The 25218-nt window shown below is 51.5% G+C and carries 21 protein-coding genes, 2 pseudogenes and 1 riboswitch; of the genes and pseudogenes, 2 read left to right on the top strand and 21 right to left on the bottom strand.

Going from position 1 to position 25218, the window contains the following annotated elements; all coding sequences use genetic code 11:
• Positions 1–23 precede the first annotated feature (23 nt).
• The 8 genes from acnB to SAQUA_RS07355 form a co-directional block, all read right to left on the bottom strand.
• Positions 24–2591: a bifunctional aconitate hydratase 2/2-methylisocitrate dehydratase gene (gene acnB / locus SAQUA_RS07390; RefSeq protein WP_380672160.1), complete on the bottom strand. Its 2568-nt coding sequence runs from the start codon at positions 2589–2591 to the stop codon at positions 24–26.
• A complete protein-coding gene (gene citG, locus SAQUA_RS07385; protein WP_380672158.1) occupies positions 2585–3484 on the bottom strand; it encodes a triphosphoribosyl-dephospho-CoA synthase CitG in 900 nt (299 codons plus the stop codon). Before citG ends, acnB begins: the two co-directional genes overlap by 7 nt.
• Positions 3481–4959 (bottom strand): citrate lyase subunit alpha, encoded by a 1479-nt coding sequence (citF, locus tag SAQUA_RS07380; RefSeq protein WP_380672156.1) that lies wholly within the window; start codon positions 4957–4959, stop codon positions 3481–3483. The genes citG and citF overlap by 4 nt, the downstream gene beginning before the upstream one ends.
• A gap of 12 nt (positions 4960–4971) precedes the next feature.
• The gene (gene citE / locus SAQUA_RS07375) at positions 4972–5868 is read right to left on the bottom strand and encodes a citrate (pro-3S)-lyase subunit beta (protein ID WP_380672153.1); all 897 of its coding nucleotides are present in this window, start codon (positions 5866–5868) and stop codon (positions 4972–4974) included.
• Positions 5865–6161: a citrate lyase acyl carrier protein gene (gene citD, locus SAQUA_RS07370; RefSeq protein WP_380672150.1), complete on the bottom strand. Its 297-nt coding sequence runs from the start codon at positions 6159–6161 to the stop codon at positions 5865–5867. The genes citE and citD overlap by 4 nt, the downstream gene beginning before the upstream one ends.
• Positions 6158–7228, bottom strand: a complete 1071-nt coding sequence (gene citC / locus SAQUA_RS07365) for a [citrate (pro-3S)-lyase] ligase (protein WP_380672148.1) — start codon at positions 7226–7228, stop codon at positions 6158–6160. Before citC ends, citD begins: the two co-directional genes overlap by 4 nt.
• Positions 7229–7247: 19 nt before the next feature.
• Positions 7248–8681, bottom strand: coding sequence for an anion permease (locus SAQUA_RS07360; RefSeq protein WP_380672146.1), 1434 nt, complete (start codon positions 8679–8681; stop codon positions 7248–7250).
• A gap of 62 nt (positions 8682–8743) precedes the next feature.
• Entirely contained in the window at positions 8744–9823 is a 1080-nt protein-coding gene (locus SAQUA_RS07355) for a 4-oxalomesaconate tautomerase (RefSeq protein ID WP_380672144.1), read from the bottom strand.
• A gap of 167 nt (positions 9824–9990) precedes the next feature.
• Here SAQUA_RS07355 and SAQUA_RS07350 point away from each other — a divergent pair, with 167 nt between their 5' ends.
• Positions 9991–10917: a LysR family transcriptional regulator gene (locus SAQUA_RS07350; protein WP_380672141.1), complete on the top strand. Its 927-nt coding sequence runs from the start codon at positions 9991–9993 to the stop codon at positions 10915–10917.
• Between the two features lie 70 nt (positions 10918–10987).
• On the opposite strand, the gene thiD is transcribed toward SAQUA_RS07350, so the two are convergent.
• Together thiD and thiM are read right to left on the bottom strand one after the other, a co-directional pair.
• Positions 10988–11788, bottom strand: coding sequence for a bifunctional hydroxymethylpyrimidine kinase/phosphomethylpyrimidine kinase (gene thiD / locus SAQUA_RS07345; protein ID WP_380672139.1), 801 nt, complete (start codon positions 11786–11788; stop codon positions 10988–10990).
• On the bottom strand, positions 11785–12579 hold the full coding sequence (thiM, locus tag SAQUA_RS07340) for a hydroxyethylthiazole kinase (protein WP_380672137.1): 795 nt from the start codon (positions 12577–12579) through the stop codon (positions 11785–11787). The genes thiD and thiM overlap by 4 nt, the downstream gene beginning before the upstream one ends.
• Positions 12580–12615: 36 nt before the next feature.
• Positions 12616–12710: riboswitch (TPP riboswitch) on the bottom strand.
• Positions 12711–12944: 234 nt separating this feature from the next.
• On the opposite strand from thiM, the gene SAQUA_RS07335 reads away from it, so the two are divergent.
• The gene (locus tag SAQUA_RS07335; RefSeq protein WP_380672135.1) at positions 12945–13574 is read left to right on the top strand and encodes a YiiX family permuted papain-like enzyme; all 630 of its coding nucleotides are present in this window, start codon (positions 12945–12947) and stop codon (positions 13572–13574) included.
• A 140-nt stretch (positions 13575–13714) separates the two neighbouring features.
• Here SAQUA_RS07335 and SAQUA_RS07330 read toward each other — a convergent pair whose 3' ends face one another.
• The 11 genes and pseudogenes from SAQUA_RS07330 to SAQUA_RS07280 form a co-directional block, all read right to left on the bottom strand.
• Positions 13715–14854 (bottom strand): AAA family ATPase, encoded by a 1140-nt coding sequence (locus tag SAQUA_RS07330; RefSeq protein WP_380672133.1) that lies wholly within the window; start codon positions 14852–14854, stop codon positions 13715–13717.
• The gene (locus SAQUA_RS07325) at positions 14814–15530 is read right to left on the bottom strand and encodes an RNA ligase family protein (protein ID WP_380672131.1); all 717 of its coding nucleotides are present in this window, start codon (positions 15528–15530) and stop codon (positions 14814–14816) included. The genes SAQUA_RS07330 and SAQUA_RS07325 overlap by 41 nt, the downstream gene beginning before the upstream one ends.
• 334 nt (positions 15531–15864) lie before the next feature.
• Positions 15865–16482 (bottom strand): peptide chain release factor H, encoded by a 618-nt coding sequence (gene prfH / locus SAQUA_RS07320; RefSeq protein ID WP_380672129.1) that lies wholly within the window; start codon positions 16480–16482, stop codon positions 15865–15867.
• Entirely contained in the window at positions 16479–17594 is a 1116-nt protein-coding gene (locus tag SAQUA_RS07315; protein WP_380672127.1) for an RNA ligase RtcB family protein, read from the bottom strand. The genes prfH and SAQUA_RS07315 overlap by 4 nt, the downstream gene beginning before the upstream one ends.
• A gap of 540 nt (positions 17595–18134) precedes the next feature.
• A pseudogene (locus tag SAQUA_RS07310) lies at positions 18135–18806 on the bottom strand (Fic family protein); the annotation flags it as partial.
• 267 nt (positions 18807–19073) lie between these two features.
• Positions 19074–19415, bottom strand: a pseudogene (locus tag SAQUA_RS07305) (Fic family protein); the annotation flags it as partial.
• Between the two features lie 482 nt (positions 19416–19897).
• Positions 19898–20221, bottom strand: a complete 324-nt coding sequence (locus tag SAQUA_RS07300) for a PTS lactose/cellobiose transporter subunit IIA (RefSeq protein WP_380672124.1) — start codon at positions 20219–20221, stop codon at positions 19898–19900.
• Between the two features lie 101 nt (positions 20222–20322).
• Positions 20323–21912, bottom strand: coding sequence for a carbohydrate porin (locus SAQUA_RS07295; RefSeq protein WP_380672123.1), 1590 nt, complete (start codon positions 21910–21912; stop codon positions 20323–20325).
• Positions 21913–22405: 493 nt separating this feature from the next.
• Positions 22406–23284 (bottom strand): ROK family protein, encoded by an 879-nt coding sequence (locus SAQUA_RS07290; protein WP_380672122.1) that lies wholly within the window; start codon positions 23282–23284, stop codon positions 22406–22408.
• Between the two features lie 27 nt (positions 23285–23311).
• Positions 23312–24637 carry a PTS sugar transporter subunit IIC gene (locus SAQUA_RS07285; RefSeq protein WP_380672120.1) on the bottom strand — a complete coding sequence of 442 codons (1326 nt, stop codon included), beginning with the start codon at positions 24635–24637 and terminating at the stop codon, positions 23312–23314.
• 250 nt (positions 24638–24887) lie between these two features.
• The gene (locus tag SAQUA_RS07280; RefSeq protein WP_380672118.1) at positions 24888–25190 is read right to left on the bottom strand and encodes a PTS sugar transporter subunit IIB; all 303 of its coding nucleotides are present in this window, start codon (positions 25188–25190) and stop codon (positions 24888–24890) included.
• Positions 25191–25218 lie beyond the last annotated feature (28 nt).

The following is a 25218-nucleotide window of genomic DNA, read 5'->3' as shown; positions in this document are numbered from 1 at the left end:
TATGGGGCATCAGGCAAGTCTGCCTAGCCACTGTAATATTCCAGTTGATCAAAACTCAGATAGCGATAAACCTCTTCTCCGGTATTTCCTGCTAACCCAGCCATTGCCTGCCGATATTGTGCCAACTGCGGTAAACACCCGTTGACGGCGGCGATCGCCGCTAACTCCGCCGAAGCCAGGTAAACCTGAGCCCCTGTTCCTAAGCGATTGGGGAAATTACGCGTTGAGGTTGAAACAACCGTCGCCCCCTCGGCAACCCGCGCCTGGTTCCCCATACACAGCGAGCAGCCTGCGGGTTCCATACGCGCCTCACTCTGCGTGAAAGTCTGGTAACAGCCTTCCAACTGGAGCTGACGAATATCCATGCGAGTTGGTGGTGCCAGCCACAAACGCGTCGGTAACGGAAGTGGCGCATTGGCCAACAGGCGTTCAGCCGCGCGGAAATGGCCGATATTAGTCATGCAGGAACCAATAAACACCTCGTCGATCTTTTCCCCCGCAACTTCCGACAATGGCCGGACATCATCGGGATCGTTAGGCGCACAAAGCAGGGGTTCTACAATCTCGGACAGATCGATATTAAGCACCGCTGCATACTCGGCATCGTTATCCGCCACCAGCAGTTGCGGTGCCGCCAACCATTGCTCCATTGCCTGAATACGCTGTTCAAGGGCTCCCCGGTTCTGATAGCCCTCCTTCACCATCCATTTCAGCAAAGCAACGTTTGAACGCAAATAGCGCTCAACCGCAGGCTCCTGCAGTTTGACGGTACAGGCGGAGGCTGAACGTTCAGCGGAAGCATCCGCCAGTTCAAACGCCTGTTCCACTTCCAACTGCGGCAAACCTTCTATTTCCAGAATACGGCCAGAGAACACATTTTTCTTGCCCTGCTTGGCGATGGTCAGCAGACCTGCCTTGACGGCAAAATACGGTATGGCGTGCACCAGATCGCGCAGCGTGATCCCAGGCTGCATTTGGCCATGAAACCGAACCAGCACTGATTCCGGCATATCCAGCGGCATCACGCCAGTGGCGGCGGCGAATGCGACCAATCCAGAGCCTGCGGGGAACGATAGGCCAATAGGGAAACGGGTATGAGAATCCCCGCCAGTGCCGAGCGTGTCAGGCAGCAGCATACGATTGAGCCAGGTATGGATGATGCCATCCCCCGGATTGAGAACTATCCCGCCACGTTCGGTAAAGAATGAAGGCAGTGTGCGCTGCATATCCAGATCGACCCGTTTGGGATACGCACTGGTGTGACAGAATGACTGCATGGTTAAGCCAGCAGAAAAACTGAGACAGGCCAGATCCTTGAGTTCGTCGCGCGTCATGGTGCCGGTAGTATCCTGCGATCCGACGCTGGCAACGTAGGGTTCACAATATTCACCCGGCAATACGCCGGTAACCCCACATGCGCGGCCAACAATTTTTTGCGCCAGGGTATAACCCTGCGCTTTTTTCTCAACGGCTGGCGGTTGGCGGAACAGATTAGCCGTAGGCAACCCTAGGGCATTGCGGGCACGGGCGGTCAGTTGACGGCCAATAATCAACGGGATACGCCCACCGGCACGCACCTCATCAAGCAAGACTTCCGTCTTCAATTTAAAAACGCTAAGCAGCGCATCGTCGCTATGACGGCGGATCTCACCGCGATAGGGGTAAATATCGATCACATCGCCGCTCTGAAGCTGGCTGACATCGGTCTCAATAGGCAATGCCCCACCATCTTCCAGGGTATTGAAGAATATCGGGGCGATCTTACCGGCAATCACCACACCGCCGTTACGCTTATTGGGGACAAAGGGGATGTCATTCCCCATCAACCACTGCAACGAGTTAGTGGCAGATTTACGTGAAGAGCCGGTTCCCACCACGTCGCCAACATAGGCCAACGGATAACCCTGCGCCTTCAACCGATTGATCTGGGCGATTGGCCCTTGCTTACCCACCTCGTCAGGTTCAACCCCGTCACGCGGATTGGATAACATCGACAAAGCGTGCAAAGGGATATCTGGTCTGGACCAAGCCTCCGGCGCAGGGGAGAGATCGTCGGTATTGGTTTCACCGGGCACTTTAAAAACCGTAACCGTCAACTTTTCTGCTAGTTCGGCTCGGCAGGTAAACCAGTCGGCGTCAGCCCAGGAGGCGAGGACCTGTTCAGCAAACACATTACCTGCCTCGGCAAGCCGTTGCACATCAGCAAAACGATCAAACATCAACAATGTGTTAGCCAGTGACTTCACGGCTATCGGGGCCAACTCTGGCTTTTCCAATGCGGCAAGCAACGGTTCGATATTGTATCCACCCTGCATCGTACCGAGCAGTTCCAGCGCTCGCCGGGCATCGATGAACGGTGAGGAGATCTCTGAACGAGCAATGGCGGCCAGAAATTTGGCTTTTACCTGTGCCGCATCATCAACACCGACAGGGATCCGTTCGGTAAGCAGCTTCAGCAGAATACCGCCATCGCGCACGGCGAAGGATTGCAACATACTGACCAGTTTTTCCGTTTGTTGTGCGGTCAAAGGTTGAGGCGGAATGCCTTGTTTAGCGCGGATCTCACTTTGTCGTAAGTATTCCGTTAACATACTTCACTCCTTATCTTGTCATGGGCTATCAGAGGAATGGCTTGTACAGGGAAGAACTCAAGGAAACGCGTGACTACCAGCAGGTCGGCGCTACCGCCTGGGCTGAGATGCCTGGCTATACAGTGGCGATCAAACCGCTGTAGCTGAGGAATGGCATCCGGCTGGGCCAGACCTCCACGCTCAAGGAAGTCTGCGGCATACTGCTGTAACCAACTCAGCCCTGCCAAGCCGCCACGAGCGACGACATTGGTGTCTGCATTGACCCGCATCAGGCTCAACAAAGCCGTCAGCAGCGACTCCTGCCGCGACATACCGCCGCCCAGCGCTTGCCGATAGGCGGGTAACCCAATGTGCAATACAGTGGCAAAACCGGACTCAGCCTCCGCGCGAGCGCCGCCGAGACCATACAGATGGAACAAGCGCTGCCCGGCAGTTTCGCGCCGTGGATCGTTGTGCAGCTCGCGTTCGGTTAACCCCCGGCACAGATACGCCACCTGCTGGCACAGCCTTTCAGGCGTCGGAATTTGTTGCCGGGAAAGGATCATACCGAGCGCACAGCACAATAATCCCAGTGCAAACACGCTACCCTTATGGGTATTCACGCCATAAGTGGCACGGAACATCTCCCGCTCGCAGGCAATCCCCAGTTCGCGCAAGCCCGCAGGCCATTTACCTGCAGCCAAGGGAGTAGCAGCAAATCCATAGGCGATGAAGCGCGGTAACCAGGGGCGGATCGCTGCGGCGCTGCGATAAAAATCGTCCAGCGCCATATCCTGGTGCGCGCCACTGTTGCGGCGATCCACCAGCCCCGGTTTAGGCGTCAGGTTGACTTCATCAAGCAAAGCCTGCCACGCCAGATCGCCAAGGTGATGAAAAACGTTCGCGCTGTTCACTCCTGTACCTGCCGGATCGTGTCGATCACCGAGCCGTCGCGATAACGCACCACGGCCACGGTACGTTGCGTGAAAGCGATAGGTTCGGGTTCGCCAGTCAGTTCCAGAGCGCGCTGATAAAGCTCATTGATGGTCATCAATGGCAAACCCGCCTTGGCAAAGCGCGCCAGCAACTCTGGGCGAGCCGGATTGACCGCAATGCCGTGGTCGGTTACCAACACATCAATGCTGGAACCGGGGGTGACAATGGTCAGTACCTTGCTCACCACCGTCGGGATGCGGCCACGTACCAGCGGAGCCACAATTACCGCCATCTTGGCGCTGGCTGCGGTATCGCAGTGCCCACCGGAGGCTCCGCGCAGCACGCCATCCGATCCCGTCAGTACGTTAACGTTAAAGGCAGTATCAATTTCCAGGGCGCTCAAAACCACCACGTCCAGACGATCGACCGCGTTCCCCTTGCTATCAGGGTTGGCATACTGGTTGGCACTGATTTCGAAATGTCGCGGATTGCGCCCCAAAGATTGTGCAGCCTCACCGTCAAAGCCCTGCACGTCCAGCAAGCAATCAATCAGCCCTTTCTCGTGCAGTTGGACCATGGTTGAGGTGATCCCCCCCAAAGCAAAACCCGCACGAATGTTTTTGCGCACCATTTTGTCTTCGAGAAACCGCGTGACGGCCAGTGATGCCCCGCCAGTGCCGGTTTGCAGCGAAAAACCATCGCGGAAATAGCCGGAGTGCTCGATCACATCTGCCGCACGGCGAGCAATCAGCAACTCACGTGGGTTAGAAGTCATGCGTGTTGCGCCCGCCCCGATTTTGCCCGCATCGCCCACCTGTTCAACCTGTACCACCCAGTCAACCTGGTCCTGTTTGATGCTGGCAGGTTGAAGCGGGTAAGGGGCAATCTCTTCACTCAGAATGATTACGGTCTTGGCATAGTCTGCATCGGTGAACGCATACCCCAGCGAGCCACAGCGAGCTTTGCCGGTAAAACCGTTGGCATTACCAAACTCGTCACAGGTAGGTACGCCGAGGAAAGCAACATCGATGGATAATTCACCTGACTGGATTAATTGGACTCGCCCCCCGTGCGAGTGGATCTGTACCGGTTCGGCCAGCAAGCCACTGGAGATGGCTTCGGCCAGCGGACCGCGTAAACCGGAGGTATAAATCCGGCTAACCAGCCCATTACGAATATGCTCAATCAGAGGGGAATGGCAGTCGGTCAAGGAGCTGGAAGCCAACGTCAGGTTTTTAAATCCCATATACGCCAATAACCCCAGCACCAGATTGACGGTCATATCACCGCCGCGAAAAGAGTGGTGAAAAGAGATCGTCATGCCATCTTTCAGGCCCGAGCGCCGCACAGCCTCCATCAGGGAGGTGCACAGTTTGCGTGAGCGTGGCCGCTCGGCCAGGGCATTAGCTTTCGAGATAGGTTGATAATGGCGGTCACCCGCAGAATTATTCATGCTCATTTCCTGTTATTCCTCGCGTATTCCCGAAAGTTGCGCCCGTTGCAGCAACAGTTGGGCGCGAGCGATCACCGGGCTGTCGACCATCTTTCCGTTCAACGACACCACACCCGAGCCTTCACGCTCGGCGGCTTCGGCAGCCTCAATGATTTGCCTGGCCTGATCGCATTGCGCACGAGTCGGTGCATAAATATGGTGCAACAGCTCGATCTGCCGGGGGTTGATCAGCGATTTGCCATCAAACCCCAACTGCTTGATCAAGGTGGCCTCCTGAATAAATCCAGACTCATTGGCGGCGTCGCTGTAAACGGTATCGAATGCGGCAATGCCGGCAGCCCGCGCCGCCTGCAGGATGGCACTGCGAGCAAACAGCAGTTCGATGCCTTCAGCTGAGCGCTCGGTGCGCAAATCACGTACATAGTCTTCGGCACCAAGTGCAATACCGATTAACCTCTTCGAAGCCAACGCAATATCGTTGGCCTGGGTGATCCCACGAGCCGACTCCACTGCGGCAAGCATGCCGGTTGAACCCACCTCGCGCCCGCAGCGCAGTTCGATACGCTCAATTTCGCACTCCATGTCGAGCACATCCTGCGCACAATCGGTTTTCGGCAAGCGCACAATATCCACTCCGGCACTGACGACGGCTTCAAGATCGGCAATACCAAACGGTGAGTCGAGCCCGTTGACACGCACAATCGTTTCCACCTGCCGGTAACGCGGGTGCTGCAACGCATGGAATACCAGCAAACGGGCCGAGTCTTTCTCACGCAGCGCTACCGAATCCTCAAGATCGAACATAATGGCATCAGCCATATAGATAAACGCGTTGCTGATCATGGCCGCATTGGCCCCAGGCACGAACAGCATACTGCGGCGCACGCGTCCTTCAGTTTGCACAGTCATAACGGTTTCTCCCAAGGAGCAGAGCCGTCCTCACTGGCTCTTAGTAGAGCCGTGTGTAAACGTGCCCGCAGTATGCAATCGAGAGCGCCTTTGTCATCGACCATCACCTGCACCCCACGCAATTGGTAATGTTGCAGCACTTCGAGCACCGTACGGCGAATGGCCGCACCAAACTGTTTTTCCACCATGCTACTGATCACAATGTCGATCTCCTGGTCAGTGAGTGGGGCAATGCGGATCATCACATCGCTGGATTCAAGCGTGCCAGCAACCGCTTCCCGAAGTAGCTTCATGGTTCACCTACCATTAACGTTGTTGTTTGTTTTGATATCCGCTGCCCCTTAGCCGGGTGTTGCTGCAGGAAATGCAAGGTCGACTCCGGCAACAAATGGGGCAGTCTTTCTGTATCGTTTTGAGCCCAAAGCTGGCGCACCCAAGAGGCTGAGATGGCTCGTTCCTGGTAACACAGACGCGGCAGTTCTCTCACCGTCAGAACCGGGGCGGGAAAGTCAGGCGTTTGCAGCCAATAGGCCATATCGTGGTTATATTTCGCGGTGACGGCACAATTCGGTTCTTCACCAACGAAGCGATGAGTGATGCCAAGCGCCGGGGCCAGGAATTGGCGAAACAGCTTCAGATCGATTTCGCTGTAACAGTCATTCACGACACGGCGATCTTTGATGAAATAACAAGGAAAGGTGGCACGAGAGATCAGGTATTGCGATCCCTGATGCAACGTGAGATTGCTGATATGACGGGTTCCGAGCCGCGCCATCGCCAGCCGCTGCTCATAGCTGAAGAGTGACGCATCTTCTTTCACCAGAAACAGATGCAACCACTCACAACGCCGAGCTGCCTCTTCGATCAAATACTGATGCCCTAAGGTAAACGGATTGGCATTCATCACAATGCTGCCAATCCGCTTCCCTGGCTGGCGCAATTGCGCCAGTTGTTCACAGTAGCGAGCCAGGCGGCAGCGGCTGTTTTCCATCAGTACGACGGTGCCTGGCACACTGGCAAGAGGGAAAAAGCCGCATTGCCGGAATAGCGCCTCATTCTGCGTTTTGGTGTAAATAAACAGTTGCGTATGGCCACGCTGGTAGGCCAGATTCACCAATTCAGTCGCCAGCATAAGCGCTACCCCTTCACCACGCAGTGACGGATCTATCGCCACACATTTGATGATATTACCGGCAATCCCCCCGCAGGCCACTAGCTCGCCATGGCGCATTACGCGAATAAATACGTCCACCGAGGTATCAATATTCAACCCGTTATTGCGCAGGAACTGTTGAATAACAGCAATATCCTGATGAGCGGAACGGGGGATTTGCTTGAAAATAAACTCTTCAGAAAACATGGTATTCACCGTTACCCAGTTATAGGTAATTCAACCTGATCAGCATTTCCCACCACCACACGCCCAATGTGACATGCAGGAGAAAAGTCACCAGCGTGATCACCAGCCCGACCAGCCACCAGGATTTAATATCGTTGTAACCGACGCCGAAAATGACCGGACCCGCCGCGCCGCCATAGTGGGTGACACAGCCGCCATAGGAGTTGGAAAACAGCAACGCCAGCGCTGTGATCATTGCCGGAGCACCTGAAACATTGGCTAAGGTGGCAAATACCGGCACCATCGCCACAATGTAGGCACTGCCGGAGGCAAAGAAATAGCGCACAATCACGCTGAGGAACACGATGATCAGGAAGGCAATATTACCGTGATCGCCGAAATTGATGTGTTTGGCCATGGTGTCGGCCAACCAGATAAAAAAACCGGTTTTCGATAGCAGTGAGCTAAGGCTAATAATGCCGCCGTACCAGATCAGGGTATTCCAGCCCCCCTTATTCTTGATAACGTCGTCCCAGGTGACGATGCCGAGTAACAGCATCAGCGCCATAACACAAATCGCCACTGCCGCTTCATCCATCCCCAGCGATGAGCTGAATATCCAACCGAGTAACGCCAGAATAAACAGTGCACACAGCATCTTCTCGCGCAGTGTCATCGGGCCCAATGCTTTCAATCCCTCTGCGGCGATGACTTTATTATCCACCTGCTTGATTTCCGGCGGGTACATCTTGTAGATAATCAATGGGATCAGCACCAGCATAATAATTCCCGGCAATGAGGCTGCCAGCGCCCACCCTCCCCAGCTCAACTCTATATGTAAAATATCGACGATCATTTTCAACGCCAGAATATTGCCTGCCATAGCGGTGAAAAACATATAGCTGGTCGTTTTGGTCAACATGTAGATGTTGAGCATTAAAAAATGACCGACCTTGCGCGGGCTTTTGTCAGGATCTGACCCTAACGCCACCGCAACGCTATTGATAATCGGCAGAACAATCCCCCCTGCACGGGCGGTATTTGAAGGCGTAGCGGGTGCCAGGATCCCATCCAGAAAGGCAGTGACATAACCCAACCCCAGCGTGGTACCGCCAATTTTGCCGATCAAAATATAGGCAATGCGCTTACCTAACCCGGTTAATACGAATGCCGCACTGAGGGTAAATGCAGAAAATACCAGCCAAGTAGTACCCGAGGCATATCCGCTCAGTACCATCGCCATCTTTATTTCCTTTCCCCCTAGATTCCCGACTATCACCATGGAAGCGGCTATCGCCAGCAACAGAATGACTGGTTCAGAATAAGGTTTGATAACCAGACCAACTATAGCGGCCAAATAGATACCAAATAGCTTCCAGGCTAAGTCAGTCAATCCTTCCGGGCTGGGAAAAATAAAAGTCAACAATGGAATAATTAATAATACGCCTAATTTCCAGATACGTTCTCTGCTCATGCTAATTTCCCTTATTGCAGAAAAATGGCTATCTTCCGCCGTATAATAAAGCCAGGGTGAACTTATTTAGTTTCGCATTCAGGAATATAAACATTTCCAGAAAGGAGTTTACGTGCCGTGCGTACAACAGAAGCGCGTATGGTTTCGGGCTTATCACCATCATTAAATAAATTCACTTCGATCTTTCCGCTCGGGTGTTCAATTACTATCTGACGCAGAAAACGCACCGTCTTATCTTGGTTGATAATTTTGGCAGCGACGCTACCCGCCAGCGTTGTGGCGGTGGCAATACCGATTGATCCCGTCACGGCCAATGCCTTGTGGCAATGATGTGGCATAAAATAGCGGGTACTCAGGGTACCGCCGTGGCAAGCCTCGGCCAGCAGAACCGGTTTTGGGATCACCTTCTCGCTGACATCCCCCAATCCAATTGCCAAGCCAGCAGCCAAACGGATGCGTTCCAGACGTTGTAAAAAAGCCTTATCTTTATCCAGTTGCTGTGGCGTTTCCTGGCCCGTTTTGCCCAGTGAGCTCGCCGCAATCAAGACCATCGGCATCGCCATGTCAATACAGGTGGTTTCCACCCCTTGGAACATATCGGTAATATTACCGGTTGGCAGCAGATGCCCGGTTTTGGCACCGCAGGCATTAAGAAAAGTCAGCGCGACCGGTGCCGCATGGCCGGGCACGCCGTCAATGGTGGTATCACCGTCATAGGTTACAATCCCATCGGGAGTCTGTACTTCTGCATCCACCAAGGTATTGGTATTCACGTTACGGATGCGTACTTGGGTAACCGGATCCGTAGCTGGGATTAACCCTTGCTCAATAGCAAACGGCCCCACGGCACAGAGCATATTGCCGCAGTTAGGGGTAGTATCGACCTGGCGTTGTTGTACCATCACCTGGGCAAATAAGTAATCGACATCAGCATCGGGATGACTTGAAGGACTGATAATAGCCACTTTACTTGTTTGCGGACTACCACCCCCAATACCGTCTATTTCCAATTCGTGCCCGGCTCCCATTATCGACAGCAGAATTTCATTGCGTTCCTCAATATTTTCAGGCAAGTCTTTAGCGAGAATAAAAGCCCCTTTAGAGGTGCCCCCTCTCATTAAAACACAAGGAATCTTACGCATTCTTTCCCCTCATTATTTTATTATGCAATTGTGAAATTTCGCGCATAATCGCATGAGGTTAAAAAACAGACTAATGCAAAAAATGGAGGGATTAATTCCAATTACTCATAGATAATAAACACAGAGAAAATAATTAGCGCTCAAATAAAACACAGGATCGTCGCTTTATGAAAAATGAACTTCAGGGAATTAAAGCATTTGTTAAAATAGCTCAAACTGGTTGTTTCACCAAGGCTGCGCACATGTTGAACATTACGCAGTCCGCTTTAACAAGAAGAATTAAAAAACTGGAAGAGAACTTGGGGAAACCCTTATTTGAGCGCACCACGCGTAAAGTGACCCTGACGCGAACAGGTGAAAAACTATTGCCTAACGCCAAGAATCTTATAGATATTTTTGAAAGCTCATTATTAAACATTGAGGAGTTGGCAACCTATCAGACGGGAACCATCACTCTTTCTTGTGTGCCGACGGCCACGTTCTATTTTCTTCCCGATGTTATTAAAACCTTTAACGCGAAGTATCCAAACATCAGCATCCGCATACTTGAGCATAGCGCCTATGATTGTCTCGAAACGGTGTTAAGCGGTGACGCCGATTTTGGTATTAATATGAACAACGTCACAAACGCCAACATCGAGTTCACCCCGCTGGTCAGCGAACCGTTTGTGGTGGCTTGCCGCCGCGATCACCCGCTCAGCCAGCAGAAACTGGTATCTTGGCAGGAACTATTAAAACATAAGTTAATTGGTGTACGGCGCTCCAGCGGAAACCGTCTGCTAATTGAAGGCGAGTTATTGAAAATAGGCCTGCAGCCTGAATGGTTCTATGAGGTGCGGCATTTATCCACCTCGCTGGGGTTGGTGGAGGCCGGATTAGGGATTGCAGCGTTACCCAGCCTGGCCATGCCAAAACACGATCATCCAATCCTGGTCAGCAAACCGTTGGTAGAACCGGTGATCCGGCGCACATTAGGATTGGTAAAGCGCCGGGATTCACCGTTATCCCCGGCAGCAAACAGTTTTGTTGAATTGCTCCTAACGCTTTGGAATCAGGAAGAACATCACCCGTGGTCTGAGCGCTTCCACCTCTAGGAGGTGCCATTGAAGGTTGTTCGGGGCAAACAACCTTAAGAGCAACCGCCTTGGGTAGATCGGCAATCTGTTACCACCAGGCATGAAAATGGTGCACCGGGCCGATCCCCTGCCCGACTTCCAGACTGTCTGCCTGCTGTAAGGCATGCTGCAGATAGTCCTTGGCTACCGCTATGGTTTCTGCCCAGGAGCCATAGCGTGGACGCAAAGCAGCCAACGCAGCCGATAAGGTACAACCGGTACCATGTGTATGCCGAGTCACCACACGAGGCGTACTGAAACGCTGCTCAATACCGGCCATGAATAGCCAGTCTGGGCTTTCCTCTTCGCTAAGATGCCCCCCTTTCATTAAGACCGCCTGGCAACCCATTGCCAACAGTGCCTGCCCCTGCTCGCGCATTTGCCGTTCATTTTCTGCCGGCTCGCAGCCGAGCAAAGCGGCAGCCTCCGGCAGGTTAGGTGTAATGATCGAAACCAGAGGCAACAGTTCGTGACGGATCGATTCCACCGCTTGCGGTGCCAGCAACGCATCGCCACTTTTCGCCAACATTACCGTGTCCAATACCACATAGGGCAACGAGTAATGACGCAGCCGTTCAGCTACGACCCCTACGATATCGGCATTGGCCAACATCCCTATCTTGGCGCTGTCGATACGAACATCACTGAGTACCGAATCAAGTTGGGCAGCAACAAATGCCGGATCGATATGATATACCGACTGCACACCACGGGTGTTTTGCGCCACCAAAGCGGTGATCACACTGGTGCCGTAAGCAGCCAAGGCAGAGAAGGCTTTCAGGTCCGCCTGAATTCCAGCCCCGCCACTTGGGTCAGTACCGGCGATAGTTAAGGCATTAATCCGCTTCATTGCAGCTCCTCCGCACACAGATGGTAAAGCGCATCCAGAAATACTGCGGTAAAGCTGCCAGGGCCATGACAGCTGGCCGTTGCTCTTTCACCGCACAGTGCCATTACGCGGCAGGCGGTCGCCACATTGTCCAACCGCTCACCGGGAAGACTACAAAAAGCCGTTACCACCGCTGAAAGCGCACAGCCCGTTCCAACCACACGCGTCATCAGGGGATCGCCGCCGGTTACAGCCCAATCGCGTTCACCATCGGTGACGTAATCCACCGCCCCGGTCACCGCCACTATCGCCCCGCTGCTGCGCGCCAGTGCTCGCGCAGCCGGTAATGCCGCCAGCGAATCATCCCGGCTATCCACGCCACGGCCGCTGGCTTGCAGGCCACTCAAGGCCATCACTTCCGAGGCATTGCCACGGATTGCCGCTGGCTTCATGGCAAGCAGGTGCTGTGCAAAGCGAGTTCGATACTCCAGACCACCTACGGCAACCGGATCCAGCACCCAGGGCTTTCCCGCCTGATTAGCGGCTTCCACAGCGGCAAGCATGGCTTCGGCCCGTGGCTGATGCAGCGTACCGATATTAATCAGCAAAGCATCGGCCACACGGCTGAACTGCTCGGCCTCCTGGGGCTCCACCACCATGGCAGGGGAAGCCCCCAATGCCAGCAGCACATTGGCGGTAAGTTCTTGTACTACTTCATTGGTCAGGCAATGAATTAACGGGGAATGGCTTTTAAACAGGCTAAAGCAGGCAGCGGCACGGTTGCCGGGTAACACATCAGGTCGAGTGAACATATTGCTCCCAACCGGCGTTCAAGAAGGTGGGTACCGGTTGAGATACCGAGACTTCCCTACGCTGGTATAATCCAGATCAGGTAATACGGGTAATTTCTCAGCCGATTGCATCGGCACCCCGAGTCATTGAAAAATCATTAATTTTTGTTGGTTAACTAGCCAACGCCGATCAGGATAATCGCCAAACCTAGTGCTGTAAACTCATATCGGGATGAAAGGCAAGAATGCTAAAACAAGTGCCCCGAACCAATACGGGTATAGAAGTCGCGACTCATCAACAATTCTTAAAAAACTATCCAGGGACTTCACCGCCACTTCACACTCGGTGTTTAGATTAAGGTCCTTCTACTTCGAGGGATTGAATCATGATATTAAGCAAACGCCTGTGGGTTATCCTCTTTCTCACCATTGGTTTGATGACCGGGCTGGTCACCCAGGCGCGGGATCTGCCCACGGTGCAGGAAGGCGATATCATTTTCCACACTTCCCGTTCGGTACAGAGCCTGGCAATACAACAAGCCACCGGCTCGCGTTACAGCCATATGGGGATCATCCTGCTGCGTGACGGTAAGCCCTACGTTTTCGAGGCGGCGGCAACGGTTAAGTACACCCCCCTGGCAAGCTGGATAGATCGTGGGGAAAAAAAACAGTTTGTCGTTAAACGCCTGAAAAATGCCGAGCGAATAATGACGCCATCCGCACAGCTAAAAATACGCCAGCAGGCCAAGAACTTTGCTGACAAACCTTACGACATACGGTTTTCCTGGTCGGATGAAAGGCTGTACTGCTCAGAGCTGGTGTGGAAGATGTACGATCGGGCACTGGGGATAAAGATCGGTGAGCTGCAAAAAGTTCGCGAGTTCAATCTTAACGCGCCTGCCGTGAAACAAAAGTTGGGGGAACGGTATGGAACGCTGATCCCGTGGGATGCGTCGGTTATTTCACCAAAGGCGATGTTTGAATCACCGCTGTTGGTCACGGTGATAGCCAATTAATGTGAGAGTCAGTCCCCCATACACAGGGATAGGGGACTGACCTCTACCTATTAACTCTGGCACCTGACAACACTCCCTCGCCCTTCAGGAAAGGGTGAGGGGAAAATATCGATTACAAAAAACCAACACGACTCACGGAGCTAGATGGCGTCCTGCACCCGCAACTCCACCTCATGCGCCTCGTCCGCCTGTGGGATCTCCAATTTACTCAGCATCCGCGCCATCGCCTCAACAGGTACGCTGTATTCCCGTTCGGCATTCTGCCGCTGCCACTGGGCGTAGGGCACTTCCAAGTAAACAATCTTCACCCTGGCACCATAGGCGGTAAACAGTTCAACCAACTGGCTACGCAACTGCCGGGTAATATTGGTGGCATTCCAGACAAAAGGTTCGCCCCGTCGTAACAGCGCCTTAGCCTGTAATTTGGCCTGTTGCACCACCCAGCCGGTCGCGTTTTTATCGGTAGGAGACAACCGGTGTTGGCGGCGAATATTGTCCAGGCTGATAACCTCACACCCAGCGGCATGCTGCGCGATATAGCGATCTTTCCCCATTCCCGGCAGCGCACAGAGCAGCGTCACTTCACTCTGAAATTGCTGATAGGGAACAAAATCTACGCTCGCCAGTGGGTGCGTCAGGTAATGGTAACGCTGGCTATCGCTAGCAAAAGGACGCGCTTGTCCCCAGCATTGCTGCTCCTGACAAAACAGTTCGAACAGCTCAATGTTATCCAGCAGGCCGTTCTGGTCTTCGCAGTCGCGGCCCATCACGTCAGCGCGTGCCAACAACGCCAGCAACCGCGTGTCCAGCCGTAAGGCGGCTAATAACAGCGCCCGCTCCGGCGTTGGCCGCCCCATGATCCACAACGGTAAACCATGAAAGCGCACCAAAGCCGCAACCTGTTCACGTAGCTGAAACGGCGTAACAATATCCCGATACAAAATCGTGCGCGTGGTCAGTTCACCACGCTTAGCATGATTGGGTGATGTCACCGAACCATCGTCTGCGACTCGCGTGGTGCTACGTTTTTCGACATCATGCAGCAATGCGGCAGCCCAGACCAGTTCCTGCTGTTGCTCTGGCAACGTCAAAAATTGCGCAGACTCGGTCAGTGCCGCCAGCACGCGCTGGGTATGAATTGCCACATCGCCCTCCGCATGATGGCGGGGATCTTGCGGCACCGTGTGCATGTCAGCCACCCAGCGGAATTTAGCCGCCAGCCTGCTCCACTGTTTATCTTCACTCAGGCGCCACATGGTTGCCCCCTTGCTGATATTCATGTGCCATGCGTGCCCGTTGCCAATTCACCGTCCAGTGGCGGTCGGTTTTCACATGGTTTTTACGCACATACTTAAACACGTTATGAGAAAACTGAGCCACCGGGAATTCAGCCGCATTACGGGTGACAATCCCTTCCATAGTACAAGGCAAGCCAGTATGTACGTCGTGCGGCGCAAACCACCCCGCTCGACCCACCTGTTCCAGTATTGCCATGCGGTATTCCGCTTCAGTCTGGCGCGGCACGTTCTGCACCACTTCGGGCACACAGGCAAAATCAAATAATGCCGCGTAAAATTGTACCTCTTCCCAACTCAGCCACATGTCTTTACAGCGCACGGCGAAAAGATAGAAGTCCTGCTGCAGGCCGCGATACTCGATCGAATGCGTGGCATACAGATTCTCCCCAAACAGTTCGATATCGCCCAGATCGTTTTTAATCAGTTGCCAGCGCTGGCGGATCTGGCGTGTCCAGGCAGAAACCGTTGGTGCCGCATGGGAGCGCGCAAATACGCCATACTGATTCAGGCAGTTATTCTCGCCATCGAGTTTTTCCGTATGGACCAGAGAGTGAATTAAGCGTATGTCTTGCCAATAATGTTTATTGATCCGATCGTCACTCGTGGTTCCCGGCGAGAACGGATAATGGTACGTCCGACCATATTTATGAGTTTCCATATTCTTTCTTCTTAATTTATTGAGCTCTCGGCCTGCCCCATCAGGCCGAGAGTTTAGGCTAGGCTGTGTCCCTTAACTGTACGCGAGCGCCGCTGGCGGTCACTTGTACGCAGAGCAAGGCGTGAGCCGTGAGGTTGGGTGGGCCAAATAAGCGGCGAACAACGCAGCAATGCGTACAAATGGCCCCAGCCCTGCGGGTCGCGCCCCAAAAGGCCATCCTCTGCGTTGTCGGGCTTGAACAGAGGGCCACTCTGCCCTGCGCCCTCCGCCTTGATAATGGGCTTTTGGGTCTACGACGGCACCACGGACAGTTAAGGGACACAACCTAAGTTTCTTAAGCGAGCGGCGTAAATTTTTCGCCTTTAAATACACGAACCGGCGAACCACGCACTATTTGATGATGAAACATCCGTCGTTCAGCGCGCTGTTGGTCCAACTGCTGTTGCTCAAGCTGTTCCAAGCGGTGAGCGATCAGCAAATACGCTAAACGTTTATTGGCATGTTGGCTGCGCTCGGTCTGCACCTTAACGCTAATGCCACTGGCAATATGGGTGGCGCGAATAGCCGACTCCGTTTTATTCACATGCTGCCCACCCGGCCCGGAGGACTTCAAGGTCTCAAAACGGATCTCGCTCTCTTTTAGCACCGCTGCCGGAGAGAAACGCGCCGCACCAATAAACCAGTTTTTTCTGGAGCGCCCGCTGCGCCATGGGCTTTCGCAAATCCATTGCAGTGTCCCGCACCACTTGGCGGCCAATGACTCCGCCGCATCACCGTTAAGCATCAATAGCACCGAGCGCAACGTGCCCGGCAGGCGGCCATCTTCCCGCTCAACCTCATTGAGTTCCACCTGCATCGCCTGGGCTTCTTTGTGGAACTGACGCAGTGCCAGGCTCACCGCCAGGCAACATTCGTCCGGCCCTTGAGCGGCAGAAATTTGTAATAACATCATCCCTGCCCCCCGCTGGTTTTGTAGGTCAAAACCGGCTGCATACGTGCCACCAAAGTAACCAATCCGGCCTGCTGCAAGGCTCCCACTACGCTATCAATTGGCTTGTAGGCTTCTGGCGCTTCCTGATAAATCAGTTGGCGGTCGCGGCAAATCACCCGGCTGCCGAAGCGAGTTCTGGCCAACTGCTCGGTACTGAAACGCGTCGATAAGCGGCCTTTACACTCGGAGCGCATCCATTTGCGCCCGGCACCGTGCGCCAGTGAATACAGACTGCTGGCAGCCGGTAGCGGCTGGACAATATAGCTGTAGTCGCCGCGTGAGCCGGGGATCACCACCAGTCCTTCATCCGACGGTGTAGCTCCTTTACGATGCAGCCAGCCAGGCACACCCTCGATAGTTGCCGCTGCCAGCAGGTTATGATGGATATCCAGTAGACAATCGCCAGCAGTGCGAAGCCGTTGTAATATCCGCTGGGCAATGAGTTGCCGGTTATAGCCTGCAAAATCCAGCGCCTGTTGATGCTGTTGTAGGTAATCGTTAGCCGCGTCGCTATTTTCCAGTAGGCCGTGGTGCCCATGGGCGCGCAGATGCTGTTCCAGTATGAGCTGGCCCAAGCCACGCGAACCGCTGTGCACCAACAGCATCAGGCGTTTTTTATCAAGGCCGGTCTGCTGATGATATATTTCGTCGATGCGTAACAGTTCAGCAAAATGGTTTCCACCGCCAATGGTGCCCAAGGTTTGAGAATAAGCACTAAATGCTGGCGCAATATCCCCCAACGCTTCTTCATCTAACGGGCCGTCAATATTACCAATATTTTTTTCCAATTTATCCAGCGACTGTTTCATCGCCAGTAAATCTGTTTGCCATAGCGACATGCCGCAACCGATATCATTACCGATTAACGCCGGGTAGAAACGATGTTGTGAAAAGAAAGCGGCACCAACCGGGTACCCACGGCCTGGATGCAAATCTGGCATCCCGACTACGCGCAGCATATCCGGCAATTTGGCGGTAATTTCTAATTGTTGGATTGCATTTCCTTCAATCCAGGTTTGTTCCGACGCGATCAATGAAACTCGCGGCGCAACGGAGCGAATAGTATTGCTCATAACCAATCCTGATTAATATTTTATCTAATTTTGGGATTTGGCGGGCGGTAGCCCTAGCAATACCTGGAGAGCAGGAAATTATGCCTGAGGATACGACCCGCAAAGGGTAAACAGTGCTTGATAATTCATGATGTACCTCCTTTGCCAAGTGAATGAATGGGAAAACGCGGCGATAGTACATATAAACTACAGCGTTAGCAATGGTCGGTCGCCTCAATCGCAAAAATTAATTCGGTGAGCCTAAATATTCTATACTTTAAATAATTCGAGTTGCAGGACAAAAACGCAATGCGTTTTTGAACAGCGCTTGCGCTGGCCCCGCAGGGGCGAGGCCCAATTTTGGGCCGAGTAACGCGGAAACGCAACGAATCCTCAGGAGCTTACTCAAGTAAGTGACTGGGGTGAGTGAGGAAAGCCAACGCACATGCAACTTGAAGTATGACGAGTATATCCGAGTCAACGTTGCATTAAACTCAATGATAATTACTCTGTGCAGGCATCACATTTACCGTATTACAGATCCAGACAAGAAGGTTTTTATCAAACAACCTGCCAGTAGCCGCTTTTAGTCGACCCAACTCTGACTAAGCGTTTTTCCTGTTGCAACACCTTGATAGTTCGCTCAATCGTACGACTGCTTACCTTCAACTGTTCTGCAAGTTGCACAATTGTCATGGAGGGATTATCGGTCACAGCGGCTAAAATGCGTTCCGCTGTTCGGCTTAAAGGCAGTGGATTTTCTACCGACATTTGCACCGACATTTCTACCGACATCGCAATGGGATATCCTCGCTGCTCATCGATACCTTCGGTTAATGCTCGAACCAGTTTTTCCAGCATAAATGCAATGAATGGCGTACAGTCGCTGGCCCGGTCACACTCCCCCAATACACGGTAATATTCTTGCTGCTGATTGTGGATTAACGTTTCTACCGGCAACCATGCCAATTCTGAACGCCATTCACTGAGGATCAACGTTTGCCATAAGCGCCCCATACGCCCGTTACCATCGGCAAACGGATGGATGAATTCAAATTCGTAATGGAATATGGAACTGGCAATCAACGGATGAATATCTGTGTGCTGTAACCATTCCAGCAGATCGCTAACTAAACGCGGCAATTGATTGGCTGGCGGAGCCATATGGATAAGCTGTTTATCCCGATACACACCAACATTGCCACTGAGCAACTGACCTGGAGCATCCACTAGGCTGTGTCCCTTAATTGCACGCGAGCGCCGCTGGCGGTCATTTGCGCACAGGGCAAGGCGTGAGCCGCGAGGTTTGGTGGACCAAATAAGCGGCGAACAACGCCGCAATGCGCGCAAATGGCCCCAGCCCGAAGGGTCGCGCCCCAAAAGCCCGTTATCTGTGTTGTCGGGCTTGAACAGAGGGCCACTCTGCCCTTCACCCTCCGCCTTGATAACGGGCTTTTGGGTCTGCGACGGCACCACGGGCAATTAAGGGACACAGCCTAGGCCAACCATAAGTAAACGATGCGCTGCCAGTAAATCATCGAACCGATAGCTCTTCCAGCCAAGCAACTTTTCATAGGCAAGGATAGCGTTACGAACTTCCTGAATGTCTTTTGCTGGTGCCAAGACCCGTTTACCATCCATGATCGCGGTAACCTGTTCGGTAGACAGACTGTTGTGTTCAATAGCCAATGATGCCTGGATAGTACGGATGCGGTTCTCTTTGCGTAGCAAGGGAGAGGATTGCTCAGCATGCGCAGCCCAACGGCCTAATAGCTCGCCCACTTCAACCACTTGATTCAGAATGGTTGGTGTTATGGTGTAAGGCGGTTGATAACCAGCCATCTTGCTCCCCTTGTCATCAAAAAACAGGCCCGGAATCACATTGGCGGCCCTTGCGTTACGCAAATCATGGTGTGTTGGGTGCCAAATATCAAGCAGTTGACCGGTTTCAAATAGCTTCAGTTATTCCATGGGGTATCTTTATTAGAAATTGAATGCAACAAAATCGCAGGTTCGATGATAGTAAGATGAGCAGTGGTGTTGAAACCATTGAAGGAACCAGAGAGACGAGGCTCAGGGTGAGCCCCATTACAGGGCCAACCTTATGTATCGCTTTAAGCGAACCCAGACCTATTTATCACAATCTTGCCGCTTTACTCGGGCCAATCTGAGCTAGCGCTGTTTCAAGTTTTATACTCGTCATACCTCAAGTTGCAGGGGTGTTGGCTGCATCCAGCTACTCGGCCCGTCCATGGGCCTCGCCCCTCTGGGGCCAGCGCAAGCGCTGTTCAAAAACGCATTGCGTTTTTGTCATGCTACTCGAATTATTTAGGCATAGTTATGCCACTTAACTCACGGCGTAATGAAATGATTTCCACCGCAAGCTCTTGGCAAAGCATGGCATTCATTAAGTGATCCTGCGCGTGAACCATAATCAAATTGACCGGGATCTTACCGCAGCCTTCATCAGCCCCGATAAGCTGAGTTTGAATATGGTGTGCTTCGCGCGCAGCGTGGGTTGCCGCAACCAGTAATTCATCGGCTTTTTCCCATTCTCCCTGGCGAGCATAGCGTAATGCTTCCATTGAGTTTGAACGTGAATTCCCAGCATGGATAATAAGCTCCATTACCACTACTTCTAAATCCATATTTACTCCGATTACTGTTTATAAAATGCAAAGCCATATCCCATATGATTTATGGAATTTACACTTAAAATGATAAAAGCACTCGCTCAACTAATTGTTATTTACCACCAAACTTCAGCCTGGACACCAAAGGAGAGTTGGTCTTTCTTCCCATCATTGAATGTCCAATGATCAATCTCACTATCCAATACTTTTAGGTAAGTACTATAAAACCGGATTTCCGGGCGAGAATTAAGCAAGCTGGTGCCCACTTTAAATGTATGGAACAGCGTGGTTTTATAGCCAGACTCATGATAGCTGTTATTGTCTGCTTTATTAACTTGCTCAAAATATGCTAGCTCAATTCCGGTCTGGTTATACTCACTCCAGATATATGATGGGCGAACCACAGCACGGATACTGTGAAAATCAGTACCGGCCAAGGTATTATAGTCATATAAATTGTTACCCTGACTGTAAACCAAGGTATTCGCCATAATCACATTTGGCAGCAGATAGGCCTCCCCCTGTGAAATTAAGCGAAATGCCGTTCCGCCATCTTGGTCACCGTAGTAGCGCTTGCCACGGCCAAAATCTGGATTAGCATCGGAGATATTCATAAAACCAGCTGCAATGGAGTTATTTGCCACCTGTACAGCAAATTCATTAAAGGCCCCCCGTTCAAAATTCTGGCGCAGTATGGTTGTTGCCAGCCATGCATCTTTTACATCAAAGAAATCGTTATCTCTTTCATTGCGCTTATTATCGTTGGTTTTATTTGCTTGGTTATAACGCCCCCGGAAGGTCAGGCTGGCGTTATCCCAAAGGGGAATATCATGATAGTTAAAATCAATCGAGTTGGTGTTTACATCATCGGTCTGGCTACAGTTTGCCGAACCGTTAGCGTTGCGCGCACAGTTTTCAAGATCCTGACGGTTAAGTGCAACATCCAGCTTCCCTGAGCCAACAGGAAGATTCTCTACGCCGACACCGCTGGCGCTATTCTCTTTATGTGCTTTCCAATCAAGCATCTGTAGTTCATATTGTTGCAATGCATGCCTGCCAACCCACAAGTTGGTATCCGGCAAGTTTGGTATAAACCCGGTGGTTGTCAGATACATGTCGGAGAACTTTAACAAGTCATCGCCCCCATCGTTAAACCAGCCGTCATTGTTCCGTTGCCCGACATTGCCATCCAGTGTCACAACGGCTTTTGCTGTCTTGCCATTGTTGTTGTATACCCTTTGGCTGAGCGTTAGGTCGAACCAGCCACTATGCTCATTCCCCAAACGGCCTAAGGATCCAATTGCCCAGGATTTTGGCCCGCCGCGAGGGGTTGTTGCCCAGCCAGAACGGAAGTAACCAGAATAGTTGAAGCCAATATCATCTTTAATATACTTGCCGAGTTCATCTAATGTCATGGCGCTATTTTTAACTTCAGATGGGTTGCCAACTGTGGGGGAAGCTTGCTGCTGAACCAGCACGTAGTCATTTTTGGATACCGGGGTTTTAACAGCTTCCGCCGCGCTATTAAGTTTATATTGCTGTAATTCTGAACGCGTCACTTGTAATTCTTTTTCATTTTCAATGAGCTTTTTTTCTAATAAAGCCAGGCGTTGTTCAACCGACAGCGGCGCGGCCATAGTAGAATAAGATATACAGGCAGATAAAACACCCAGGGCAATTCTGGTTTTTAAATAGTAGCAAGGCATGTCATTCTCCAGGCATTGAGTATTAAGGTTGTATAAATACAACCTTAGGGGATATTTTAAATTATTAGTTGATAGCGTTCACACTTAAATTTAAACGAGTGTTGCCCCACCAATCACATAGTTGGTTATGAGCAAGCATAATCGCTGTTCGAAATAGCATTGCTTCTCCATGTAACTCTAGGCTGTGTCCCTTAATTGCCCGTGGTGCCGTCGCAGATCCAAAAGCCCGTTATCAAGGCGGAGGGTGAAGGGCAGAGTGGCCCTCTGTTCAAGCCCGACAACACAGAGAACGGGCTTTTGGGGCGCGACCCTTCGGGCTGGGGCCATTTGCGCGCATTGCTGCGTTGTTCGCCGCTTATTTGGTCCACCAAACCTCGCGGCTCACGCCTTGCCCTGTGCGCAAATGACCGCCAGCGGCGCTCACGTGCAATTAAGGGACACAGCCTAGTTATTTAGAGTTACATGGCGCTAGATTTTAATGTTAAATCACCCTCTAGCAGGCTATGGTTTGCTTAAAATGATAAACCGCCCCTAATAACCCTGAACTATTCTTATGAGTTGTAATATCAATAACTACATCTTTGATATCAAACCAACTAAGATGCGCATTCAGCTCGTTTAAAAAGGCTTCCCTCTCAGTAATTCCACCACCGATAAAGATGTGTGTTGGGTCAAACAGATGAACCAGGTTATATATACCGGCGCAAATGTCATGATAAAAAGTGTCAACCAGACGTCGGCAAATCACATCACCATGGTCATAACCGCTGAATATCTCCTCACCGGTTACCGTTTCAACGGGACGATTGACCCTGGCCGCATAGCGTCTACGCAATATCTGTAGGGTAGCGATTTCGTTCATGGTGTAGCTACCGGGGCGGTCGGTGCCGGGCTGGGTATTAAACATATAGCCAAACTCACCTGCCCGGAAGTTTCCACCTCGGACCAAGTTACCATTAGCGAAGATCCCCCCACCAATACCCGTTCCGATGGTCAAGCAGAGAAAATCATTAAGCTGACGCGCTTTGCCTAGCCACTTTTCTGCCAGCAATACACAGTTTGCATCGTTTTCGATACTGACGGGTAAGCCACGCTGCTGTTCCAGCCATATCTTTAAGTTGAAGTTATCAAATCTGCGAATAGCCCCGCCCATGGAAATCAGCCCTGTTAACGGGTTAACGTGCCCTGGGGCGCTGATGGCAATGCCTTGGTAGCCCTGCTGAAGATCCAGCCAACCCAACATTGCCTGGAGTATCTGCTCACCATCATTTCCTTGTATCGCGGCTTTGTCCTGCAGCAGAATTTCACCTTCAGATGAGACAATACCCATCTTTAGTGAGGTTCCCCCGATATCAAACGCGGCTATTTTCATTATGATCTCTCTTGATAATCAACGCGGTCATGCGTTCTCGGCATTCTTCATCTGAACTTTGTTAGAAACTATCACAAAAGGTAGATAAATCAGCGTTGAGACTATCAGACATAGGATACCGACACCAAGTGCGAGCCAATTACCTCCGGTACCCAGGAAAGGGATCAGTGGCCCTGGTGTCGTCCAGGGAAGCGCATAAGCTACCGGTGGAATAATATTCATCGAGACAAAGAAATAGCCAATTAATGAGTTAATCGCTGGAACCATAATAAACGGAATAATCAATACCGGATTAAGAACAATCGGTAACCCGAAGATGATAGGTTCGTTGATGTTAAATAGACCAGGAACAATCGATAGCTTGGCAATATCGCGATAATCAGCACGGCGCGAGGCGATGAAAATGGCCAGTATTAAGCCCAATGTCATCCCTGAGCCACCATAGTTGGCGAAGGTATCGTAAATACTTCCCCAGGTCGTTGGGTAAGGTGCGCCCCAGGTAGTACCATGTGCAGCGGCGTAAGACAGGTTTTCCAGATTAGCTTCGGAGAAGATGGCTTCACGAATTGCCGCAATAGTATTTGGCCCGTGAATGCCAAGTATCCATAGAAAGTTACTGACAACCCCCAGGATCACCACGGCGAAGATATTGGTACCAACATGTTTGAGCGGTGATTGAATGAGGGAGTAGACCAAATCATTCACGCCCAGAGGCGATATCATGGAAATCAGATAGCTCAGGACAGAGAAAAATATCATCACCGAAAAAACGGGGATTAGCACTTTAAAGGAGCGAGCGACCGCAGGCGGTACCTGTGCGGGCATCGTGATAGTTGCACGGGGCGATCGCGCAAGGCGACTGAATATCTCACCAGTGATCAGCGCTACAATAATAGCGACGAATAGCCCTTGCGCCCCCATAAACCGCATGGTGATATAAGCCTGACCATTAATGACTTCATAAGGGGTATATACGATAAAGAAAGCCCCAATTGCGGTCAGGCCACACAGCAGGTCATCCTGCTTATAGCTAATAGCAATATTCCTCGCCACTAAGAATACAATCAGTATTGACATTATATTCACCGAGCCTTGCATTACCGGTGAAAATATTGCTTGTGCACTGGCAATATTAGGGAAGATTTTACCTAAGAAAAGCATTTTGGCGATAAAGCCATCCGGGGAAAGAATGGCAAAGTTGATCAGGATAATAAACGAGCTTGCCATAACCAATGGGAACGACAGAATGAATGCATCGCGAATGGCTGCAACATGCTTTTGTGAATTTAATCTTATCGCGATAGGAACGAGAATTTTCTCCATTCCTTTTTCGAAGGATGCCATAAAACTCATTATCATACCTTATTGTCAATAGAATAGAGGCGCAAATGCAATTATCTGCGCATAATTACTATCCCCTTCATACTTCAAGTTGCATAACGGCAGCAAGCACTGGCCCGCAAGGTGAGCCTTTTAGTCCCCAGCAACAAATAGTTGGGTGAACGACAATCTGTCTGGAACAGATTTGAACGTTGCTTGCAGCGGCCCGGAAGGGCCGAGTAACAAAGCCAATATACAGGCAACCAGAAGTATCGTGAGTATATTACTGAATGGCGCTTAGTGCTGTATCCAATACCGCCTTGCCATTCATTGCACCATAATCTTTCATATCTATAATCAGTACAGGGATCCTACCGTTAACAATCTCTTCAACCTCTGGCTTCTGATAGCGCACCTGAGGCCCAAGCATAACAATATCTACCGTATCAACTTTATCTTTGGCATCTGAAATTGACAGTGCCTCAATATCTACTTCTAAACCAATTGACGTAGCGTGGTCTTGCATTCTTTTAACGAGCATGCTGGTTGACATTCCAGCCGCACACACGAGCAATATTTTTTTCATAGCTACTCTCTAATAGATATAATTAACT

It is taken from the genome of Serratia aquatilis (genome assembly GCF_044865145.1).
GTDB classification, from domain to species: domain Bacteria; phylum Pseudomonadota; class Gammaproteobacteria; order Enterobacterales; family Enterobacteriaceae; genus Chania; species Chania aquatilis.
This window is presented reverse-complemented; position numbering and strand designations above follow the sequence as displayed.

Excerpts from the sequence above, each read along its gene's own strand:
- SAQUA_RS07315 (WP_380672127.1), bottom strand. The coding sequence starts at position 17,594 with ATGAGCAATACTATTCGCTCCGTTGCGCCGCGAGTTTCATTGATCGCG.
- SAQUA_RS07360 (WP_380672146.1), bottom strand. The coding sequence starts at position 8,681 with ATGAGCAGAGAACGTATCTGGAAATTAGGCGTATTATTAATTATTCCA.
- SAQUA_RS07290 (WP_380672122.1), bottom strand. The coding sequence starts at position 23,284 with ATGAAAATAGCCGCGTTTGATATCGGGGGAACCTCACTAAAGATGGGT.
- SAQUA_RS07335 (WP_380672135.1), top strand. The coding sequence starts at position 12,945 with ATGATATTAAGCAAACGCCTGTGGGTTATCCTCTTTCTCACCATTGGT.
- SAQUA_RS07285 (WP_380672120.1), bottom strand. The coding sequence starts at position 24,637 with ATGAGTTTTATGGCATCCTTCGAAAAAGGAATGGAGAAAATTCTCGTT.
- thiM (WP_380672137.1), bottom strand. The coding sequence starts at position 12,579 with ATGTTCACTCGACCTGATGTGTTACCCGGCAACCGTGCCGCTGCCTGC.
- citE (WP_380672153.1), bottom strand. The coding sequence starts at position 5,868 with ATGACTGTGCAAACTGAAGGACGCGTGCGCCGCAGTATGCTGTTCGTG.
- SAQUA_RS07300 (WP_380672124.1), bottom strand. The coding sequence starts at position 20,221 with ATGGATTTAGAAGTAGTGGTAATGGAGCTTATTATCCATGCTGGGAAT.
- SAQUA_RS07325 (WP_380672131.1), bottom strand. The coding sequence starts at position 15,530 with ATGGAAACTCATAAATATGGTCGGACGTACCATTATCCGTTCTCGCCG.
- SAQUA_RS07295 (WP_380672123.1), bottom strand. The coding sequence starts at position 21,912 with ATGCCTTGCTACTATTTAAAAACCAGAATTGCCCTGGGTGTTTTATCT.
- thiD (WP_380672139.1), bottom strand. The coding sequence starts at position 11,788 with ATGAAGCGGATTAATGCCTTAACTATCGCCGGTACTGACCCAAGTGGC.
- prfH (WP_380672129.1), bottom strand. The coding sequence starts at position 16,482 with ATGATGTTATTACAAATTTCTGCCGCTCAAGGGCCGGACGAATGTTGC.
- SAQUA_RS07350 (WP_380672141.1), top strand. The coding sequence starts at position 9,991 with ATGAAAAATGAACTTCAGGGAATTAAAGCATTTGTTAAAATAGCTCAA.
- SAQUA_RS07330 (WP_380672133.1), bottom strand. The coding sequence starts at position 14,854 with ATGAATATCAGCAAGGGGGCAACCATGTGGCGCCTGAGTGAAGATAAA.
- citF (WP_380672156.1), bottom strand. The coding sequence starts at position 4,959 with ATGAATAATTCTGCGGGTGACCGCCATTATCAACCTATCTCGAAAGCT.
- citC (WP_380672148.1), bottom strand. The coding sequence starts at position 7,228 with ATGTTTTCTGAAGAGTTTATTTTCAAGCAAATCCCCCGTTCCGCTCAT.
- SAQUA_RS07280 (WP_380672118.1), bottom strand. The coding sequence starts at position 25,190 with ATGAAAAAAATATTGCTCGTGTGTGCGGCTGGAATGTCAACCAGCATG.
- acnB (WP_380672160.1), bottom strand. The coding sequence starts at position 2,591 with ATGTTAACGGAATACTTACGACAAAGTGAGATCCGCGCTAAACAAGGC.
- SAQUA_RS07355 (WP_380672144.1), bottom strand. The coding sequence starts at position 9,823 with ATGCGTAAGATTCCTTGTGTTTTAATGAGAGGGGGCACCTCTAAAGGG.
- citD (WP_380672150.1), bottom strand. The coding sequence starts at position 6,161 with ATGAAGCTACTTCGGGAAGCGGTTGCTGGCACGCTTGAATCCAGCGAT.